Raw genomic sequence first — 18,175 nt, forward strand, 5'->3', positions numbered from 1 at the left:
CGCTCCCTTTCTAGGGGGCCCGTTATCCACATTTGGCTGAGGGGAGGAGGGAGTTGCGAGACTCCTATGGAAGAACGGACCTTCGAGACCCCACAGCGAAGCGAGGAGGCTCGAAGGTTCGTCCATGGAAAGCGAGTAACTCCCTCCTCCCCGGCTCCGCTCATTTGGCGACGGGCCCAAGCGTTAAATAACAAGTATATGAAGAAAGAAGAAGGTATTCAACATGTCTGGATTAAAGAAAACCGCAATCTGGATTACGATGCTATCACTATTGTTGAAATTACTAGGGTTTGTAAGGGAGAGCATGATGGCCAGAGAATTTGGTGTAAGCGAAAGCACCGACGGCTTCTTGCTTTCCTTTACTTTTGTCACGCTGATTTTAGCGCTGATTGCAAACGGATTTAATTCCGTTTTCCTCCCCCATTACGTGAAGCATCGTAAGTCAGATGTAGAGAAAGCTGAACGAAATGCGAACAGCATATTAAACTATACGACGATCTTTTTCCTAATCGGATCGGTGGCAGCGTATTTCCTTGCGCCTTATATCGTTCCGTTCTTATACGGAGACCGATCAGAGTTAACGTTAGAGATTACGATCGAACTGACGCAAGTGTTCTTTATCTTTATGGTCGTGATCGCTTTAAGTGGTGTGCTCGAGTCTTATTTACAGGCACGACGCATCTTCGTTCCGACACAGATCTCAAAGATTATGGGAACACTCATGGCCACACTCTTCTTGGTCTTCTTCGCAGATCTCTGGGGCATTCACAGCATGGCCTACGGATTTGTATTTGGTACATTCCTTGGTGTTGTCATTCAGTTTGTTTCCTTAAAGCGAGGCGGATTCAAATGGACGCCGAGCTTAAAGTTTGATGAAGAGTTTGGGCGCAATTTCTTAATCTTGTTAGCCCCTGCCCTCCTTCACTCATCCGTCGGTCACATTAACGTGTTCGTGAACAAAATGTTCGCCGCTCGTATTGATACAGGAGCAACGACGTATTTGAACAATGCATCGCTCCTTATGAGTATCCCGAGTACAATCTTTACAACAACGATTGTTGCGATTATCTTTACACTGTTATCTGAACAAGCTCAGCAAAAAGAAAAGTTCAAAAACACCCTTTATATGGGGTACCAAATCGGAATGATGACCCTATTACCGATTGCTGTCGGGACATTCCTCGTTGGTAAAGCGGCGATCTCCTTTATTTATGAAGGTGGTAAGTTCACACCAGAAGATACAGCGAATACGTATTATGTGCTGCAACTATACATTCCGATCATCCTGACACAGGGTCTCCTTGTTATTGGGGTGAAGGGATTATATGCCCAGGAGAAAACGAAGAAATTACTAAGCATCAGCTCAACGACGATTATCTTGAATGCTGTGCTGAACTATGTCTTCATCCAGCCAATGGGCTACCCAGGACTTGCGTTATCAAGCTCTGTTGTTGCGGTGTATTACGTATCGGCCGTTACGTATGCGGTGTATCAGGATTATGATAAGGGTGAATTGATGAAGGTTCCAGCGCTGTTCTTTAAAGTGTTGATTCCTACGATTATCATGGCGATTCCGATTTACTTAATTCAAACATTCACAGATATTGAGTCGCTTTATGCCCTATGGGAACTTCTTATTCTCATTCCAGTTGGAGTTGTCTTTTACGTAGTTGGTCTTTATATCTTCTACCGCGAAGGCTTCGGCCAGCTCATGCGCCTAGTGCGCGATCGCAAGAGTATTAAGCAAGGCTAATATATACACTATGCACCTTCCGCTTATGCGGGAGGTGTTTTTGTTTGCTAAAGATGAGAGTAAGATGGGCCGGGGAAAACACTCGCTTTCCTGCGGCCCCACACGACGTGGGGTCGTTCGACGTTGTCACAGGACGTGACGATCTTAGTCGAACTTCCTCTTTTTATTATGAGCTTCCTCGTTCGCTACGCTCTCTGCGGGATCTCGGAAGCCCTTTTTTCCACGGGAGTCTCGCATTTTCCCCGGCACATCTTTGCTGTAATTGGATTAAACAAAAACACTAATGCAATAGTAGGAGGGCCTATCCAAGCTACAGTGGAGCATGCGAGATTAGGCATCTTCTCGGAAGAAGCTTCGTAGCACAACCTCTTGTTAAGTAGACGAACTACATACCAACACTTCCTAACCACCTTTACTATTTATAGACGGAACGGAAACATGCCATATAAGTGCGAGGGAGCTGCATTTTCTCTGCCACGCTCTAGCTATCGGGGCCGTTAGCACAAAACATAGCCAGGGGTGGCTGGGGAACGGGGAGACTCCTACGGGAGAAAGAGGTCGACGAGACCCCGCAGGGTGGGTTTTCCGAGGAGGCTCGACAGCTCGCCCGTGGAAAGCGAGTCGTTCCCCAGCCACCCCAACCACTCAATTTCAGTAACGGCCTCTCCATACTCAGTTTTAAACACTCTAAAAAGGACAGGCCTGTTTGGCCTGTCCTTTTTGGTTATGATTCAGTTTTTGCTGCTTTTTTGTTGCCTCTACTAAACAGACGAACAATGCGCTGTGATAGGTCGTCGAAGTACGTGTAGACAACTGGAATGAGCAGGAGTGTGAAGAAGCTTGAGACGGTGAGTCCGAATATGATCGTAATCGCCATCGGCTGCTGTGCTTCTGCTCCTTGGCCTAGCCCTAATGCTAGAGGAATCATCCCGAGTACGGTTGTGAGGGTGGTCATTAAGATCGGACGCAGTCGGCTTGGACCCGCTTCTAAAATCGCTTCGTAGCGGTCGACACCTTTTCGTCTGACGATGTTAATGTAATCCACGAGCACAATCGCGTTGTTTACTACGATTCCGGCGAGCATGATGACCCCGATGATGGCTGGTACACTAATTGGTTTATCTGTAATGTACAGGCCGCCTAGTACTCCGATGATGGTCGCTGGCATGGAGAACATAATGACAAATGGGTACAGGAAGTTCTCAAATTGAATGGCCATAACGGCGTAGACTAGGAAGATCGAGAAGATCAGGGCTAATGCAAGGTCTCCGAATGAGTCGGCCATATCTTCTGCCTGACCACCAATAGAGTAGGAATAGCCTTCAGGGAAGTTAATCCGTTCAAGTTCTGCTCGGACATCTTCTGTGATACTTCCAAGGTCGCGATTTACAATTTCGCTTGAGACGTTGACTTGTTTTTGTTGATTTTCACGTAGCAATGTTGCTGGTCCTTGAACTTGTTCAAGTTCAGCAACGGTTGCTAATGGAATCATATCACCAGTACCGGTTTGAATTTTCATTGATTCTAAGTCACTAATGGTACGGCGTTCTTCATCAGGGAGAATGATGCGGACATCTACTTCGTCACCCGCTTCACGGAACCTAGTAGCTGTTTGTCCACTAAAGCCAAGCTGCACCTGGCTCATGACCTGCTGATAGGAAAGGCCGTATTGAGCCGCTTTGTCACGATCCACATTGACCTGAATTTCAGGGCGTCCTTCTGATGCTGATGATTCAGGATTGTGTACCCCTTCCACCTGATCGATCGTCCAGACGATTTGATCAGCTAGCTCTCGTAGGACTTCATATTCTTCTCCATTCAGCTGAATCTGGACTGGTGATCCGCCACCAAGTCCTGCAGACATTTCACTAACGGTAATTTCAGCTCCGACAATATCGGAGAGGTCTTCATCGATTTGCTGCATCACGGTCGACGTTGTTCTCTCTCGCTCCTCTGGCGGGATGAGCTGAATGGTGAAAGATGCTTCGTTTGAAGTGGATGAAAATCCTTCAAAACCTCCTCCACCGATGCTTAAGTAATTCGATGAAATAATCTCTTCATATGGCTCTAATTTTTCATCAATTTGTTTCGTAATCGATTCGGTTCCTTGTAATGATGTGCCAGATGGTGCTTCAACTGTTACCTCGATCTGACCTTGATCAGAAGGGGGTATGAACTCTGTTCCCAGTTGAGGTACAAGGAATCCACTCCCGACAATGGCTAAAATCGTGACGATGACGGTGATTAAGCGATGCCTTAACACCCCTCTTAGCATGGAGCGATAGCCATTGTTGACCTTATCCAAGAATCGGTCGAACCAGTAGCGTCGGCCGTTATCTTTCATTGCTTTGGTTAATAGTTTCGATGACAGCATTGGAATGAGCGTAATCGAAACGATGAGTGAGGCAATCAGAGAGAACGATACGGTTAACGCGAGCGGCGTAAACAGTTCTGATGCGATTCCTTCAACGAATACGATCGGCAAGAATACAACGAGCGTTGTCGTCGTTGATGCAATAACGGCTGGGGCTAGTTCTGATGCCCCTTCTTTCGCTGCTTCTTTTAACGAATATCCTTGCTGCCTGTAGGCGACTATATTTTCTAAAATAACGATCGAACTGTCGACCATCATTCCGATACCGAGGGCGAGCCCTCCCATCGTTAAGACGTTCAAGGTGTTGCCTGTAAAGTACATGAGCGTGAACGTGGATATAATCGCAATTGGAATCGATATCCCGATAACAATCGTTGCGCGCACACTTTTCAGGAATAAGAGCAAGATGAGCACGGAGAATATGCCACCGAGAATAATGTTTTGTACAACAGATCGAATCGACTGTTTAATGAAGGTGGACGTGTCAAAGACGATATCCATGCTTACATCGCTTGGTAAGTCCTCCTCTACATCATCCATCGCTGATGCTACATTGTTTGCTACTTCAACGGTGTTCCCGTCCGATTTCTTTAAGACAGACAGCACGACAGAGGGCTGTCCGTTTACACGGGAAATCGTTGTGACGTCTTTGAAGGTATCTTCAACGGTCGTCACGTCTTGCAGTTCGAGTTGAGCGCCTGTTGGTGATGTGATTATGGTTTCTCTTACATCTTCAATCGACTCAAACTCGCCTTGAATCCGTACTTGGAGGTCCTGATCCCCTTTTTCAAGTACCCCGGCTGAGGTCGATTGGTTGGCAGCGTTAATGGCCTGAACGAGCGTCTGGCTGTTTAAGCCGTACTGAGTCATTTGGGCGCGGTCGATTTGCACTTGCACCTCACGCGTGCGCCCTCCTTCTATGCTGACAGAACCAACGCCGCCTTGTCGTTCAAAGTATGGGACAATGTTGTCTTCTGCAATGCCTTGAAGGCTTGAGGCGTCTTTACCAGATAAGCCAACCCACATGACTGGGATCTGTTGCGGGTCAAAGCGCAGAATGCTCGGGTCGCCTGCATCTTCTGGTAAGATGCTTTTAATCTGGTCAACTTTTTCCCTGACGTCTAGAAGGGCATTGTCTAAGTTCGTTCCGTTCTCGAACATCAGGATGACAAGTGAAGAGCCCGGCTGTGACTGAGACTGAACGGTATTAATTCCTTCTATTGAACTGACGGACGATTCGACGGGTCGGCTAATGAGCTCCTCCACTTCCTGAGGAGCGGCGTCTGGATAGCTGGTCGAAACGACTGCGATTGGAAGATCAATTTCTGGATAGAGGTCGATCGTCAAGTTTCTAAGGGAGACAAACCCTAAAGCGACGATCGCCACGACGATCATAAATACGCCAACAGGCCGTTTGACGGAGGTTTCGACGAGTTTCACTAGTCTACCTCCTTCATGATGCGGATCTTGTTGTCATCAGACAGAGTCAGCTGCCCTTTTGTAACGACTTGATCTCCTTCCGTTACGTCGCCTTTGATCGCTGTTAAGTCAGACTGTGCTCGTACCACTTCAACAGCTATCTTCATTGCGCGCTCTTCTTCAATGACATACACATAGGTTTCTGTATTTTCTTCCACGACAGCAGAGGTCGGAACGAGGATATGATCGGAAACAGTCATCTCTGGAAGCTGTAACTTCGCCATCATGCCAGGTTTGATGTTCCCATCTGCATTCGTAACGGTTGCCTCAACTGGATACAAACCGCTGTCGTTAGTTATAGAAGAAATATAAGATACTTTAGAGGTCACTTCTTTCTCTAGTGAACTCACATAAGCAGGAATCTCTTGGTCTTTTTCAAAAAGAGAGAGTTCTTTTGCTGTAACAGATACTTGCAGGTTAATTGGACTAATGGAAACGATCGTGGCAAATGGCTGTTGACCTGACACCATGTCCCCTACTTCGCCGTTTACAGAAGTGACTTCGCCAGAGACGGTGGCTACAATAGCTGCGTTATTCAGTTGTCCTCTTGTTTGTTCAAGCTGCGCCTGGGCTTGTTGGACTTGTAATTGTGCTTGTTCGACACCGACTTCCGCACTTTCTAGTTGAGATTCTGCTTGTGTCACTCCGGCTTCCGCTTGGCGTACGGCTTGTTCGGCGCTTTCTTTCGCTATTCCTGACAGCCCTTTTTGTTGTTCTTTCGCATCTTCTAGCTGGTCACGCGCATTCGCAAGGGCTTCTTCAGCTGTATTGCGCTGATTGCGGGCAGATTCTAGCTGCTTCTCTGCTGATTGAACTGAGATTTCTTGGATGCGAATTTGATCATTCACGTTTGATGCGCTAACTCGGCCTATAACATCTCCTCGTTGCACAGTGTCCCCTTTTGAGACGTTCACTTCGACTAGTTCACCCGTCGACTTCGGCAAAATTGGAGCGTTCTTACTCGGTACCGCTCGTCCAAATACTTCTCGCTCAACGACGAGGTCTCCCTTACCTACTTGCGCTACCTCAACAGGTGTGACTTGCTCTACCTGTGACTCTGTGTCTTCTGATGAATCGTCTGAGCATGCTCCCATTACGAGTGTAAGTACAGCAAACGCCCCGGCTAATACTTTCTTGTTCATTCTTCTCGTACTCCCCTCTGTTGTCTCTTACAATAAGGAAATGTTCAGGTGATCCGCGATCTCCTGGCAGTCCTGTTCCATTTCCGGCAGGTCTTTAAAGTGGGCAAGCATGCCCTGGATTACAACTCTTTCAGGCTTTTCTTTATTTACTTCTGTCTCTATAATTTCAAGTGCGTGCGTCAGTTCTTCGATGCGTGTTTTATGTAGTGGTAAAGCGGCTACTTTTTCTTTCATATCGCTTAGCTGATCTTGAATCGTTCGTTCTTTTGAAGGAGTACTGAACCCCATCGAAATCGATTCCACTTGATCTCTTGAAATTTGTGGAGCATCCGATTCTTCCATCATGCCTTTTATAGCGTCGTCAACGCGTCGCACGATGAAATGAGACAAACGTTCTGAATCTAGCGGCAGGTTATCAATGACGAGCCATTTGAAATAGCTGTGCATCAAGCCTTCTAAAAGAATCGATGCATCAACCATCTTTGGCATTAAGGCATCGCCATAAATATTAAGAAGGTTCTCGTTGCTCCATCTGAACGTCTGCTTGCGCATTTCCATCATAAAGCTATTGGCTTCTGATTTTATATCCACGTTATCTCGCATGTGCATAATGATGAATTCTTTATTATCTTGAAACGCTTCAATGTACACTTGAATCTGGCGGGCTAGTGATTCCTTAGGCGGCAGCGCTAGCTTTTGCACTTCAGCAATCCGCTCAACGAGATCGTTATAGTAGTAGTGGTGAATTTGTAAGGTAAGGTCTTCTTTTGAGGAGAAATGTAAGTAAAAAGCCCCTTTTGAGACCCCACTTTGATCGGCAATTTCTTGTATGGATGTCGAATGGAAGCCTTTTGTTGCGAATAGCTTCATTCCGGTTTCAATGATGCGTTGTTTCTTTTCATTCATGTGCTTCATCCTCTCTCCCTCTAGCATATCATCCCTTGTCGGGGTAAGATAGAGGGTCGGACATGACTGGTCAGTCACGCCATGGATACTATACTATATTCGAGATGGTTTTACAATACCTTCCACCGTTCGAGCGCGTATTGTGATGGTCTTTTTTAGTATGTGCGGGAATGTTTGAGAGGATTCGTTTTTGTGTGAGAGGATTGTTTCCGTTTGCTTGGGTTGAGAGTAAGGTGGTTCGGGAAATCACTCGCTTTCCGCGGCGAGCTGGGGAGCCTCCTCAATCGCTACGCGCTTTCCGGGGTCTCCCCTAGGCTCCTACTGCCGCAGGAGTCTCGCAATTTCCCGAACCACCTTTGCCATATATGAATAAACGGAAACATGCCGTATGTGGGGGAGGCCTACCTACACTTAAGCTGCGGGGCCGTTCTCAAACTACTGCAAGGGGTGGCTGGGGAACGGGGAGACTCCTACGGGAGAAAGAGGTCGACGAGACCCCACAGAGAGCGCTAGCGATCGAGGAGGCTCGACAGCTCGCCCGTGGAAAGCGAGTCGTTCACCAGCCACCCCTACTCTCCATAAACGTAACGGCACCATTCATACTAAGGTATCTCAGTTTCGAGCCCAAAAAGAAAAGCCTGCTAGGGGCAGGCTTTTCTAGGACTTTAAGTATAAGGGACGGGAGAAGGTGGCGATGGCTAGGCCGGTTAGTTGCATTTGGCGCTTAATGGAGTAGCCTGATGTGGCAATGTCCATGATCGACTCATCTGTGAAGACAACTTTACTCCCACCTTCTCCTTTATTCTCTTCGTATTGCTTAACGTGGTAGAACGAGATCCAGCCACAGTACATATTTCTGGGGGACATTGTTGGAAACATAAATGTCCCTTCACTCGGGTTTACAGGTATCGGAAGCTTACTCTTTGTCTGTAGTATCTTCTCCATCGCTAACTGTCTTCCAACAAACGTGGATCCGCCTGTTAAACAGGACTCGGATATAATCTGTTTAGGCGTTTTCGTACAGTAGATCACACGGTTTGGTTCAAGGATTTTAGATAGATGCGTTGGATGGAGATTAGAGAAGACACCCATTGTATTAGCATTAATTATATAATCCTCTCTTATTTCTTCCCCCATTACTTCCTCCTTATAGAATATTTTTACATTTATGTGATTATATTATACCGGAATAAGGCTTCAATTTTTAGAATTTTTTGTTCAATTTACGAAAAATTTTACATAGCTAGTATTTTAGATTCATTTTTCGGTCGTTTTAGACTCTTATCTGATATAATTTAAACACCATTTATTGGGAGGGATTGCTGACATGGGGGAGATGCGTCCTGCCATTGGTACATACGGAGTGAAGCGCCAAGCCAATCTTTCATTGATGGACCGAGCGTTAACTCGTATGGAGACAAAAGGCTCTGAGGAAGTAAAAATGGTGGAGGAATCGCTGCGCGAGCCCGAACACCCAACCCTCGGCGCCGTTATTGACACAAAAGCATAGGGGCCCGTTTAGCAACGTATAGACTGGACTGAACCTGAGTAGAGATCAAGGAAACACGAAGAGCGAAAGTGAATCGATGTTGACCGATCGAACGGAGGTGAGGGATGTCTACTAGTTGCTGGGCGCCAGAGATGGAAAAACCACTACCTTCAAGGTAGTGGTTTCTTCTATTATTCGTTCATATCTTCATCAGTGTTGTTTGTTTCGCCTTCTTTATCGCCTTGCTGCATGTTTTCATCTTCTTTTTCCATGTTTTCTTCTTCATTTTGGTTCTCTTCTTCATTCATATCTTCATCATTTTCCATTTCATCTTTGTTCTTCTCTTCTTCCATCTGCTCTTCCTCTTGCTGTTGTTCTTCTTGTTGCTGCTGTTCCTCTTCAGGCGTTTCCTCTTCAGTATCACCACAAGCCGCCATCAGTGAAAGTGCCAGCGCCGAAGCACCTAGTTTAAATAACCAACTCTTCTTCATGTTCATTCCTCCTAAGTATAGTGGACGCTCCTGAGCAGAAGCTCTGCCAGAAGGGCCGTTGTACTATTTGTTAGAATGAGCGTATTTTGGAAAAGTATACATCGGTTTTTACACTTATTGGGTTTTTGTTTTTTACCTTATTCTGAAGACTGGATGGTGATACAACTTGGAATGGTCCGTTATGATATATGTGCTTGGGCAGGCTTGGGGACCACTCGCTTTCCTGCGGGGAGCTGGGAAGTCTCCTCGTTCGCTAACGCTCTCTGTGGGGTCTTCCCTAGGCTCCTTACCCCGCGGGAGTCTCGCAGTCCCCAAGCCTGCCCTTCCGTGTGAAAGTTGAACGGACCCAGCAAGGTTTTCACAGAGTTCAATGCAACCACACTGGGCATGTTTCCGTTCCTCCCAATATGGAAAAGGTGGGCCGGGAAACTGCGAGACTCCTGCGGCAGGAGGAGCCCAGGGGAGACCCCGGAGGGAGCAAAGCGACTGAGGAGGCTTCCCAGCTCGCCGCGGAAAGCGAGTGGTTTCCCGGCCCACCTTACGCTCAATCAACGTTAACGGAAACATTCTCCTCAAAACAAAACGCCCCAGAGTTTACACTCTGGGGCGTTTTGGGGTTAGTCTTCTTTGTCGCCTAGGGCGAACATGATTTCAGCTTCACACACCGTTTCACCTTCGATGGTTTTGGCTGTGGCTTTTCCTTTGCCGATGCTTGCTTTAGCGCGGATGATTTCCACTTCTAGTACGAGCGTGTCTCCAGGGCGGACTTGGCGTTTGAAACGACATTTGTCGATGCCTGTGAAGAATGCAAGGCGGCCTTGGTTTTCTTCTTTCTTTAGCATCGCCACTGCGCCTACTTGAGCAAGGGCTTCTACAACTAAAACGCCTGGCATGACGTTATAGCTTGGGAAGTGGCCTTGGAAGAAGGGTTCATTCGCTGTTACGTTCTTTTTCCCGACAGCGCGTTTGCCTTCTTCTAGTTCAGTAATCTGATCGACTAGAAGAAAAGGGTAACGGTGCGGGATGATGTCTTTAATTTGTTCGATATCTAGCATAGATAGGAAGCCTCCTATTCAGTTTTCGTTACGATATCTATAATATGTTCCCACGTTTCAAGTTTCAAGACGTTTGTTGGAGTTCCATCTCCAATTACACCGTATCCAATCATTGCGCCACCAACAAGAGCAGCTGCACTAATGACCAGAACGACAATAATTCGCAACCAGATTGGGAAGATACGACGACGATAGCGTTTTTCAGACTTCTTTTCTTTGTCCTGCTTTTTTACTTTGTCGGTCTCTTTCGAGGCTTGGTTCTTCGTCTTTTCTTGATTCTGTTGTTGTTTTTGTAGATCGCGTCGTTCACCGCGACTGGTTGGCTCTGTTTGCTTCTTTTCTGGCATACCTACAGACTCCTTATCCATTCGTTTGGCGCTACTACGCGTTTAACGTAACTGGTTCACAAGTCCCATCATTTGGTCGCCCATGGCGATGGAACGACTGTTAAACTGATAAGCGCGTTGCATCGTAAGCATATCTGTCATTTGCTTGGACATGTCTACGTTGGATGTTTCAAGTGCTCCTTGTCTTGTATTCGTGTTTTCAGGAGCGACTGCTGCGACGATTTCATCTACTGTTATATCTTCTATTCCCTCTTGCGGAATCCGAAACACATTTTGACCGGCAGCTTCTAATAAACGGGGACGTTCTGCGTTTACAATCGCTAAACGTCCTGCTTCATTTTGCTCACCGTTTTGAGTAAGGACAATGGAACCGTCTTTTCGTATCGTCATGTCTTCAAATGTATCGTCCATCACAATGGGACCATCTTCACCAAGAACAGGATTCCCATTTGACGTCACAAGCATGACTTCACCGTCGTTTGCTGGAGAGAATGCGAATGAACCGTCACGAGTATAACGGGTCTCCGTCTGTCCGTTAACGGTTACTTGAACTTGAAATAGATGCTTCTCATCTTGCAGAGCTATATCTAACGCCCGGTCTGTTTCTTTAATGGAACCTTGCGACAGATCAATATCCGTATGTGCCAGTTTAGCACCTGAACCCATGCGCAGTCCATCTGGTGTTAAACGATTCGGATTTTCACCTTCATCTTCAATGTTATCGATCTGTTGATAGAGAAGGGAGGCAAACTCGGAGTTTCGTGTTTTGTACCCTGGTGTTTCCATATTGGCTAAGTTATTTCCGATTAAATCAAGCTTCTGCTGAAGTTGTCCCATCGTGACAGCCGCTTGCATTGACGATCTTAGCATATCTTGAGATCCCCCTAACGAACTCTCGCAATTTCATTCACAGCCTTGTCCATGCTTTGGTCATAGGCTTTCAGTACTTTCTGATTCGTTTCGAATAGACGGTAGGAATTCATCATCTCCACCATCGTTTCGGAGGTATCCACGTTGGACCGCTCCAGGAAGTTTTGTTGAATAGAGAAGGTAACGCCATTTGTTGTTCGTGCATTTTGAACAACCTGACCCTCTTCTCCTTCAAACCGGAATAAGTTGCCGCCATCTTTGACCATTTGGTTCATATCTCTCGTATATGTAATACCGAGTGGTGTAACTTGTCCACCCGCTTCTAGCACGCCATCTTCAGTAACATTGAAATCCATACCGCCAGTCTGGATTCTGTTACTGTTAGAATCGAGCACGTAGTTTCCCGACTGAGTAGTCAGGAAGCCTTGTCCATCCACGGTAAAATTCCCGTTCCGAGTGTAGCGCTGTTCACCGTCTGAACCTTGAACGGTAAAGAATAGCGCCCCAGTCTCATCAGGGAGGTCCCCGTTTACAAGCGCCATGTCGGAGAGGATTCCTGTTTCTCTAATATCGCCCTGAGCAAAATTCGGAATCTCTTCTTGAACGTAAACGCCAGTGTTCATACTTCCGATATCCTGGTTCATAGGTAGATTGAGACCACCAGATTGCGTAGGGATCTCTTTGCTGCCCATCTTTTGCATTAATAGTTCTGGGAAAGCACGCATCGTTGACTGATCGGCCTTATATCCAGGTGTTGTCGAGTTGGCTAGATTATTGGAGAGCGCTTCTTGCTGACGCTTGAGAGCGATCATGCCTGAAGCTGCTGAATAGAATCCTCTTAACACGAGACTTGTCCTCCTTTAGGTTTAGACAATGCTGTTTTTCGGTAATTTATCGATGTTCTCAAGCATAATGCCTGTGCCTTTAGCTACACAGTTCATTGGCTCTTCTGCCACAAGAACAGGAACTTTAAGCTCTTCAGCTAGCAGTTGGTCCAGTCCGTGAAGTAAAGCTCCACCGCCTGTTAGAATAACACCACGGTCGATAATATCCGCAGATAGTTCAGGAGGAGTACGTTCTAGCACTTGTTTAGCTGATTGAACGATGACTGTAACCGATTCTTTCAGCGCCCCTTCGATTTCTTCTGAGTACACCGTAATGGTGCGTGGCAGACCAGAAACCATATCACGGCCACGAATGTCGATCTGTTCTTTACGGGATCCAGAGAAGACCGTTGCGATATTCACTTTAATATCTTCTGCCGTACGCTCACCAATGAGGAGTTTGTAGTTTCGCTTGATGTATTGAAGGATCTCATGATCAAATTTATCTCCGGCCATTTTAATAGATGAGGCGGTGACAATGTCGCCCATAGATAGAACTGCGATATCTGTGGTCCCACCGCCGATATCTACTACCATATTACCGCTTGGTTGGAAGATGTCCATGCCGGCCCCTATTGCAGCGACTTTCGGCTCTTCTTCAAGAAGAACACGCTTTCCGCCACTCTTTTCAGCCGCTTCTTTAATGGCTTTTTGCTCCACTTTCGTTATGTTCGTCGGACAGCAAATGAGCATACGAGGCTTAGACAAGAATCCTCGTACATTAATCTTATTGATAAAGTGCTTAAGCATTGCTTCTGTTACGTCAAAATCAGCAATAACCCCGTCTTTCAACGGGCGAATCGCTTCTATATTTCCAGGAGTACGCCCAACCATACGACGGGCTTCATCCCCAACTTCTAACACTCTTCCACTATTGCGATCCATCGCTACAACGGATGGTTCATTAAGTACGATACCTTTACCTTTTACGTGTATGAGTACGTTTGCCGTACCCAAGTCTATTCCGATATCTCTTGCAAACATGAGATATTGATCCTCCCTGCTCTTCTGATACTTCCGAAAACAGATTTCTTCTAATGATATATTTTATCACAAATTTCCACATTTTTAGTCAAAATTAGAGAAAAAAGTTTCCATACCAAAAGAAATAGGACTTTGGGAGGACCACACTTTTATCCGGCCGTATTTGCCGGTTCTTCCTGACTTGATTTCGTTTTATACTTCTTCTTCGTCGCTTCCCCTCCACGAAGGTGACGAATTGCTTTATGATAATCCAAAATCCCCTTAACCTCACTAGCTAATTCAGGATTAATCTCCGGCAACCGCTCCGTCAAATCTTTGTGTACAGTACTCTTAGACACTCCAAATTCCTTAGCAATGACACGGACGGTTTTCTTCGTCTCCACGATATATTTCCCAATCTTGATTGTTCGCTCTTTGATGTAATCGTGCACACCACTCGCCTCCTGATGATTGGATGTCAAAGGTGTGAAATGAGACAAGGCACTAGGTTATAAGTATATGTTTAGTATGCAGCTTCTAAGATGCAGGCTCTTCTATGTCCGTTAAGATAAACCTCTAAAGACTCTCACCCCAAACCTTTCTATAACTCGGTTTGTAACAGAATATGTTTCACAAAAACCCTTTATGCTTAAAACATCACAACGGACAAGGACTTTAGCCACATTTCTTTCACAAATCACCCAAAACCACCCCTTTAAAGCACAAAAGCGTGTCTGACACGCTTTCATGCGGTAATGTGCTAACGCGTGTCTGGCACCCTGCTGTTTGTTAAAGTGTTGAAGACAAAACGAAACCGAACATCGGTGGCGAAACCACCGATGTTCGGTTTAGTAGATGAACTATTGTACAATTTCCATATCAAGATCACTCATTGCTCTGAGAGGAAGTCTTGCGAAGAAGTAATGACTCTGTTCATTTACAAATCTAAAATATGAATCTAACAATATAGACTTGTCCTCTTTCGCAAGTCCAAGGTAATACTGCTGAAAAGGAGAAGGGTCTTGAATACGTTCTAAAATACTAATAGCTTTATCCTTCTCACCTCGAGCTATTGCCAGATGAGCTATTTCTGAGGAGTCTAGTGTAGAGATCCCTTCAACTCTTCCGTTTTCTGCTGCTATGAATGGGATATTATTATTCTCTAATGCAAATTTGAGTGCACTAATATTATATTTTTCTGCAACCGCTTGCGCTTCGGCAATGTGATAAAATGCGGCGTCATACCCTTCAAAGAGGTAGGTAAGGGATAGGGATGAATGAATTTTCCCTATTCGTTCCGGCGAAAGGTCTTCTTGTAGAATTTTAAAGGCATATTTACGGGCGATGATTAACTCGTTATTCCTCCAGTGATAACGGAATAACAGATATTTATGGCGTACATCCAGGTAATCTTTCAAAAGAGAAGGTTCTAACTCACTCAATTTGTCTTTAAAGCGGTCTATGTATACAGCAAACATACTAAAACGATGAGAATCAAAATAAAGAATCGATTGAATTAAATCGACATAACACTCCTGTTCCCCTGTAACCAGTACAACTGACTTTAAATGTTCAAAAGCTTGGGAAACGTTTATTTTCTGTAGTTTATAGTTGAGGTAAACATCATACAGCTGCCCCCATGATCGATCCATAATATCGGTAGAATGCTTATTTTCGTTGATTAACCATTTTAGCTCAGTAATCAAGTCGTTAACGAACAAAAATTCCATCCCATGTTGGCGAGTTTCAGGGGTTTTCCTTTCCAAACAAATTTCTTTAAGGATATGTAGTGCAGAATCTCTACCATGAATCCTATACAACGTATTCTTTAACATATGTAAGGAAACATTTTGTGAAGACAATTCATTGATAATCACTTTAGCAGTCACTGATATACCCCCTCCATTCTGTACAGATTACGACACACTCAAACAAGGTCAAACTAAAATTACCAAAATTTCAGATTAATTAATACCCTTTCTACAAAACAAGTACTAAATCGACAAAACCTCCATTTCAACCACCCCTTTTGGCTGATATAACAGGCTGCCTTTAGCTCTCTGCTGCACTAGAGCGTGTCTGACACCCTTTAGTCTTCTACTGCATCAGCGCGTGTCTGACACCCTTTAGTGCGGTAATGCAAAAAAACCACCATGTAATGGTGGTTTTTTGTGTTCTTTATGCGTTTGTCATAGAGATTGAGGATTCTTCGTCGTCTTGGTTTGGTTGTTCTGTTTCAGGTTGTTTGTCTTCGTCAGTGTCAGTGGATTCTCCATCCTCTTCACCTTCAGAACCGTCTTCAGTTTGACCTGGCTCTTCGACTTGCTCTAGGTCCTCACCTTGCTCTTGGCCTTCGCCTTCAACCTCAGCACCTTCTTCTTTGTCCGCTTCAGCATCAGCGTCCGTTTGGTCGCTATCTTTAAGTTTGCTTAGTGGTTGGAAGAAGTAATCTTCTGGGTTAAGAGCTTGGTCGCCGTTACGTACTTCAAAGTGTACGTGTAGGCCACTTGCCTGTCCTGCTAGACTACGTCCAGATGTTCCGATAACATCGTCTTGATTAACTTTGGCGCCTACTTCTACAAGCACATCACCAAGACTCATGTAACGAGTTTTAATGTCATCTTCGTGAGTGATTTCGATGTATTTGCCATATAGTGCATCTTCTTTTACTTCCGTTACAGTTCCAGTTGCAGAAGCGACTACATCAAAAGATTCGCCATCTTCTCTTGCAATGTCAATTCCGTTACTTTGGTAAAATTTGTTGTTGAATTGAATGATGGCCTGTTCTTTCTCTTCGCTGCTGCTGTCATGATCGTAGAACTTTGTTTTGATGACAGCTTGGTCCTGGTTTAGAACTGGCATGTTTAAGTTCTCTTTCAGATCCATTACTGGTACGGAATTGTCATCCTCGTAAGAGTACTCAATGCCACCTTCTTGTTGGCCTTCTTCAGGTTGTACGTTATCAACATCTGTGTTCATACTTTGGAAAACAAGTACACCTGTCAAAATCAAAGCTGCAGCAACTAGATAAACACTTGGGAAAAACCATTTTTTGCGGAAAACACGTTTCCAATTGTTTTTTGAAACGTTTTTGTTTTCTTCCTCTCTCATTTCATCATCACCTCAGGAATCATTCTGATCAGAAAGAGGAAGAACTATACATTTTTTATAAAAAATTTTTTAAACTTATTTTTCGACAAACTGAAAATCTTATACGCTTTTTTTATTTGGAAGCCATTTTAGGCAAATAAGAATCCACTTCTTCTATGGCTACGCCTTTGTAAAAGTGGGTTACAATCTCTTTATATGACTTGCCTTCTTGCGCCATACCGTTTGCTCCGAATTGGCTCATGCCTACACCATGGCCATAGCCTTTTGTCGTGAAGACGAAGTGACCATCTTTATGTTCAACAGTGAAATCAGAGGATTGAAGATCAAGGGATTCTCTGATCTCTCTGCCAGTGAGGGTTTTGTCACCAATCGTTGCTTTTGAAATGCGATTACTTTCTGTTTTCTCAACATTTGCTAAGACAGGCTGTGAAGAATCGATTGTTACGGCTAACAGCTGCTCCATTTGTGCTTCTGAGAACACCTTCTGATCTAGATACTTCGGTGATGTTTCATCCCACGGACTTGCAACACTCCGTAAATAAGGGATTTCATTTTGCCAGTAATCTTCAGAGTTTTCCGTTTGCCCGTTAGAAGTTGAGAAGAACGCAGCAAAAATTGGATCTCCTTCAAATGTTAAGATCTCGCCCATCGTTTCTCCTACTGCTTGACGAATCTTAGACATCTTCCAGTCGTAGTCTGCTCCCCATACTTGGCGCAATTCTGCATCATTCTTATAAACCTGATGCTGGACGGTGTCTGTGACGTCCGCTCCGCCCTGTAGCTTCTCTTCACCTTCCACAAGGTAACGTACAATATAGGTTCGTGCCGCCAGGGCTTGTGCCTTCAATGCTTCAAGTTCAAAGTCTGCTGGCATTTCAGAGGCTACTACTCGCGAAACATACAGTTCGAGCGGTACCTCTTCAACTTGATTGGCTTGATTGCGAAGGACCGATACGACGAAGGCCGGGTTACCCTCCAAATTGTACTCGTCTACTACTTCTGTCGACGCAGTTTGGTCTGTGGCTACTTCCATAGGTTCATGTTGGATAAATGGTACGACAATTAACGTCGGGAGTACGAGGATCATAAGAATTAATGCACTTATGAATAAAAAACTCGGCCCCTTCCACATCTTCATTAAGAAGCCCCCTTTTCTAGTTACTCTACTATCTAATCTATACACATTTTGCCTTTAGTAGAACAACACCTATAAAAAAAGCTACAAGTTTATGTGGTGAATTGAGCTAAGGTTGAATAAGGTGAAGCAATGATGTTGGCATGGATTGATTTTCGAGAGGGGTGGCTGAATTA

Annotated in this window: 16 protein-coding genes; 2 read left to right on the top strand and 14 right to left on the bottom strand. The window is 45.0% G+C overall.

Features of this window, described 5'->3' with window-relative positions; all coding sequences use genetic code 11:
* The first annotated feature begins 223 nt into the window (after window positions 1-223).
* Window positions 224-1,753, top strand: coding sequence for a murein biosynthesis integral membrane protein MurJ (murJ, locus tag IMZ31_RS17370; protein ID WP_207528509.1), 1,530 nt, complete (start codon window positions 224-226; stop codon window positions 1,751-1,753).
* Window positions 1,754-2,477: 724 nt separating this feature from the next.
* Here murJ and IMZ31_RS17375 read toward each other — a convergent pair.
* From IMZ31_RS17375 to IMZ31_RS17390, 4 genes are all read right to left on the bottom strand, one after another.
* The gene (locus IMZ31_RS17375; protein WP_207528510.1) at window positions 2,478-5,567 is read right to left on the bottom strand and encodes an efflux RND transporter permease subunit; all 3,090 of its coding nucleotides are present in this window, start codon (window positions 5,565-5,567) and stop codon (window positions 2,478-2,480) included.
* Entirely contained in the window at window positions 5,567-6,748 is a 1,182-nt protein-coding gene (locus IMZ31_RS17380; RefSeq protein ID WP_207528511.1) for an efflux RND transporter periplasmic adaptor subunit, read from the bottom strand. The genes IMZ31_RS17375 and IMZ31_RS17380 overlap by 1 nt, the downstream gene beginning before the upstream one ends.
* 27 nt (window positions 6,749-6,775) lie before the next feature.
* A complete protein-coding gene (locus IMZ31_RS17385) occupies window positions 6,776-7,654 on the bottom strand; it encodes a TetR/AcrR family transcriptional regulator (RefSeq protein WP_207528512.1) in 879 nt (292 codons plus the stop codon).
* A 657-nt stretch (window positions 7,655-8,311) separates the two neighbouring features.
* Window positions 8,312-8,791, bottom strand: a complete 480-nt coding sequence (locus IMZ31_RS17390; protein WP_207528513.1) for a competence protein ComK — start codon at window positions 8,789-8,791, stop codon at window positions 8,312-8,314.
* A gap of 190 nt (window positions 8,792-8,981) precedes the next feature.
* Here IMZ31_RS17390 and IMZ31_RS17395 point away from each other — a divergent pair, with 190 nt between their 5' ends.
* Window positions 8,982-9,164: a hypothetical protein gene (locus IMZ31_RS17395; RefSeq protein WP_207528514.1), complete on the top strand. Its 183-nt coding sequence runs from the start codon at window positions 8,982-8,984 to the stop codon at window positions 9,162-9,164.
* Window positions 9,165-9,334: 170 nt separating this feature from the next.
* On the opposite strand, the gene IMZ31_RS17400 is transcribed toward IMZ31_RS17395, so the two are convergent.
* From IMZ31_RS17400 to spoIID, 10 genes are all read right to left on the bottom strand, one after another.
* A complete protein-coding gene (locus IMZ31_RS17400; RefSeq protein WP_207528515.1) occupies window positions 9,335-9,634 on the bottom strand; it encodes a hypothetical protein in 300 nt (99 codons plus the stop codon).
* Window positions 9,635-10,251: 617 nt separating this feature from the next.
* Complete coding sequence (fabZ, locus tag IMZ31_RS17405) at window positions 10,252-10,689, bottom strand: 3-hydroxyacyl-ACP dehydratase FabZ (protein WP_207528516.1); 438 nt, start codon at window positions 10,687-10,689, stop codon at window positions 10,252-10,254.
* Window positions 10,690-10,703: 14 nt separating this feature from the next.
* Window positions 10,704-11,036 carry a DNA-directed RNA polymerase subunit beta gene (locus IMZ31_RS17410; RefSeq protein ID WP_207528517.1) on the bottom strand — a complete coding sequence of 111 codons (333 nt, stop codon included), beginning with the start codon at window positions 11,034-11,036 and terminating at the stop codon, window positions 10,704-10,706.
* Window positions 11,037-11,078: 42 nt separating this feature from the next.
* Window positions 11,079-11,906 carry a flagellar hook-basal body protein gene (locus tag IMZ31_RS17415; RefSeq protein WP_207528518.1) on the bottom strand — a complete coding sequence of 276 codons (828 nt, stop codon included), beginning with the start codon at window positions 11,904-11,906 and terminating at the stop codon, window positions 11,079-11,081.
* Between the two features lie 14 nt (window positions 11,907-11,920).
* On the bottom strand, window positions 11,921-12,751 hold the full coding sequence (locus IMZ31_RS17420; RefSeq protein WP_207528519.1) for a flagellar hook-basal body protein: 831 nt from the start codon (window positions 12,749-12,751) through the stop codon (window positions 11,921-11,923).
* A 21-nt stretch (window positions 12,752-12,772) separates the two neighbouring features.
* Window positions 12,773-13,774, bottom strand: coding sequence for a rod shape-determining protein (locus tag IMZ31_RS17425; RefSeq protein ID WP_207528520.1), 1,002 nt, complete (start codon window positions 13,772-13,774; stop codon window positions 12,773-12,775).
* A gap of 149 nt (window positions 13,775-13,923) precedes the next feature.
* Entirely contained in the window at window positions 13,924-14,205 is a 282-nt protein-coding gene (gene spoIIID / locus IMZ31_RS17430; protein WP_188650521.1) for a sporulation transcriptional regulator SpoIIID, read from the bottom strand.
* Between the two features lie 408 nt (window positions 14,206-14,613).
* The gene (locus IMZ31_RS17435) at window positions 14,614-15,642 is read right to left on the bottom strand and encodes an AimR family lysis-lysogeny pheromone receptor (protein WP_207528521.1); all 1,029 of its coding nucleotides are present in this window, start codon (window positions 15,640-15,642) and stop codon (window positions 14,614-14,616) included.
* 289 nt (window positions 15,643-15,931) lie between these two features.
* The gene (locus IMZ31_RS17440; RefSeq protein ID WP_207528522.1) at window positions 15,932-16,864 is read right to left on the bottom strand and encodes a stage II sporulation protein SpoIIQ; all 933 of its coding nucleotides are present in this window, start codon (window positions 16,862-16,864) and stop codon (window positions 15,932-15,934) included.
* A 112-nt stretch (window positions 16,865-16,976) separates the two neighbouring features.
* Window positions 16,977-18,002: a stage II sporulation protein D gene (gene spoIID / locus IMZ31_RS17445; RefSeq protein ID WP_371825461.1), complete on the bottom strand. Its 1,026-nt coding sequence runs from the start codon at window positions 18,000-18,002 to the stop codon at window positions 16,977-16,979.
* Window positions 18,003-18,175: the final 173 nt, after the last annotated feature.

It is taken from the genome of Pontibacillus sp. ALD_SL1 (assembly GCF_017355605.1).